This is a genomic window from Lysinibacillus sp. LK3, from assembly GCF_001043675.1.
Classification (GTDB): Bacteria; Bacillota; Bacilli; order Bacillales_A; family Planococcaceae; genus Lysinibacillus; species Lysinibacillus capsici.
Genome location: NZ_LDUJ01000052.1, coordinates 1 through 1,520 on the forward strand (window position 1 = coordinate 1; position 1,520 = coordinate 1,520).

Below are 1,520 nucleotides of genomic sequence, written 5' to 3' on the forward strand. Positions count from 1 at the left end.
ATTTTCATTGCCAGATAAAAAAGCTTATGCACATGCGGAAGTAGTTCAGTGGTAGAACACCACCTTGCCAAGGTGGGGGTCGCGAGTTCGAACCTCGTCTTCCGCTCCAAATGTGCCGGGGTGGCGGAACTGGCAGACGCACAGGACTTAAAATCCTGCGGTAGGTGACTACCGTACCGGTTCGATTCCGGTCCTCGGCACCATTTTAAATGCGCCCGTAGCTCAATTGGATAGAGCGTCTGACTACGGATCAGAAGGTTATGGGTTCGACTCCTGTCGGGCGCGCCAAAAGAACAACGGGAAGTAGCTCAGCTTGGTAGAGCACTTGGTTTGGGACCAAGGGGTCGCAGGTTCGAATCCTGTCTTCCCGACCATTTCCAAAAAGATTATGGGGCCTTAGCTCAGCTGGGAGAGCGCCTGCCTTGCACGCAGGAGGTCAGCGGTTCGATCCCGCTAGGCTCCACCATAAGTAAATTAACCAGTATAAAGATCCTGGCGGCGTAGCTCAGCTGGCTAGAGCGTACGGTTCATACCCGTAAGGTCGGGGGTTCGATCCCCTCTGCCGCCATCTTAAAGGACCTTTAGCTCAGTTGGTTAGAGCAGACGGCTCATAACCGTCCGGTCGCAGGTTCGAGTCCTGCAAGGTCCACCATTTATATATTGTAACGGAGGTATACCCAAGTCTGGCTGAAGGGATCGGTCTTGAAAACCGACAGGCGGGTAACACCGCGCGGGGGTTCGAATCCCTCTACCTCCTCCAGTTTTAAATTTTTATAAATGGTGCTTTAAAAACTCGAAACAACATAAAATTATCGCGGGGTGGAGCAGTGGTAGCTCGTCGGGCTCATAACCCGAAGGTCGTTGGTTCAAATCCGGCCCCCGCAACCAAAAGGTCCCGTGGTGTAGCGGTTAACATGCCTGCCTGTCACGCAGGAGATCGCCGGTTCGATCCCGGTCGGGACCGCCATTTTTAAAATAAAAGTCATGAGAAGCAAAAAAGTGAGCAAGCTTAGCATGGACGAAATGGGTCAGTAGCTCAGTTGGTAGAGCATTAGATTGAAGCTCTAAGTGTCGGCGGTTCGATTCCGTCCTGACCCACCATTTATGCGGGTGTAGTTTAATGGTAAAACCTCAGCCTTCCAAGCTGATGTCGTGGGTTCGATTCCCATCACCCGCTCCAAGGGCCTATAGCTCAGCTGGTTAGAGCGCACGCCTGATAAGCGTGAGGTCGATGGTTCGAGTCCATTTAGGCCCACCATTATTCCGAAGTAGCTCAGTTGGTAGTAGCACCTGACTGTTAATCAGGTTGTCGCAGGTTCGAGTCCTGCCTTCGGAGCCATTTTTATTTTGGGGAAGTACTCAAGAGGCTGAAGAGGCGCCCCTGCTAAGGGTGTAGGTCGGGTAACCGGCGCGAGGGTTCAAATCCCTCCTTCTCCGCCATGGGCCCGTTGGTCAAGTGGTTAAGACACCGCCCTTTCACGGCGGTAACACGGGTTCGAATCCCGTACGGGTCATACTAA

Annotated in this window: 16 tRNA genes; all 16 read left to right on the plus strand. The window is 52.8% G+C overall.

The features are described from left to right. Nucleotides 1-34 precede the first annotated feature (34 nt). The 16 genes from VK91_RS22100 to VK91_RS22175 all read left to right on the plus strand — a co-directional run bounded on the left by VK91_RS22100 (nucleotide 35) and on the right by VK91_RS22175 (nucleotide 1,514). Nucleotides 35-109: transfer RNA gene (locus tag VK91_RS22100), tRNA-Gly, on the plus strand. A 5-nt stretch (nucleotides 110-114) separates the two neighbouring features. Beyond that, nucleotides 115-203 (plus strand) — tRNA-Leu (locus tag VK91_RS22105). Between the two features lie 8 nt (nucleotides 204-211). After that, nucleotides 212-288: transfer RNA gene (locus VK91_RS22110), tRNA-Arg, on the plus strand. A gap of 9 nt (nucleotides 289-297) precedes the next feature. Next, nucleotides 298-374, plus strand: a tRNA-Pro gene (locus VK91_RS22115). Between the two features lie 16 nt (nucleotides 375-390). Further along, nucleotides 391-466: transfer RNA gene (locus VK91_RS22120), tRNA-Ala, on the plus strand. Nucleotides 467-494: 28 nt separating this feature from the next. Continuing rightward, nucleotides 495-568: transfer RNA gene (locus VK91_RS22125), tRNA-Met, on the plus strand. A gap of 7 nt (nucleotides 569-575) precedes the next feature. Next, a tRNA-Ile gene (locus VK91_RS22130) sits at nucleotides 576-652 on the plus strand. Nucleotides 653-667: 15 nt separating this feature from the next. Then, a tRNA-Ser gene (locus tag VK91_RS22135) sits at nucleotides 668-760 on the plus strand. Between the two features lie 53 nt (nucleotides 761-813). Beyond that, nucleotides 814-888: transfer RNA gene (locus tag VK91_RS22140), tRNA-Met, on the plus strand. A gap of 3 nt (nucleotides 889-891) precedes the next feature. Beyond that, a tRNA-Asp gene (locus tag VK91_RS22145) sits at nucleotides 892-967 on the plus strand. A 58-nt stretch (nucleotides 968-1,025) separates the two neighbouring features. Further along, nucleotides 1,026-1,101: transfer RNA gene (locus VK91_RS22150), tRNA-Phe, on the plus strand. 5 nt (nucleotides 1,102-1,106) lie between these two features. Continuing rightward, a tRNA-Gly gene (locus VK91_RS22155) sits at nucleotides 1,107-1,180 on the plus strand. 1 nt (nucleotide 1,181) lies between these two features. Further along, nucleotides 1,182-1,258: transfer RNA gene (locus VK91_RS22160), tRNA-Ile, on the plus strand. Between the two features lie 4 nt (nucleotides 1,259-1,262). Beyond that, nucleotides 1,263-1,339: transfer RNA gene (locus VK91_RS22165), tRNA-Asn, on the plus strand. A 10-nt stretch (nucleotides 1,340-1,349) separates the two neighbouring features. After that, nucleotides 1,350-1,440, plus strand: a tRNA-Ser gene (locus tag VK91_RS22170). Nucleotides 1,441-1,442: 2 nt separating this feature from the next. Next, nucleotides 1,443-1,514, plus strand: a tRNA-Glu gene (locus VK91_RS22175). The last annotated feature ends 6 nt before the right edge of the window (nucleotides 1,515-1,520 follow it).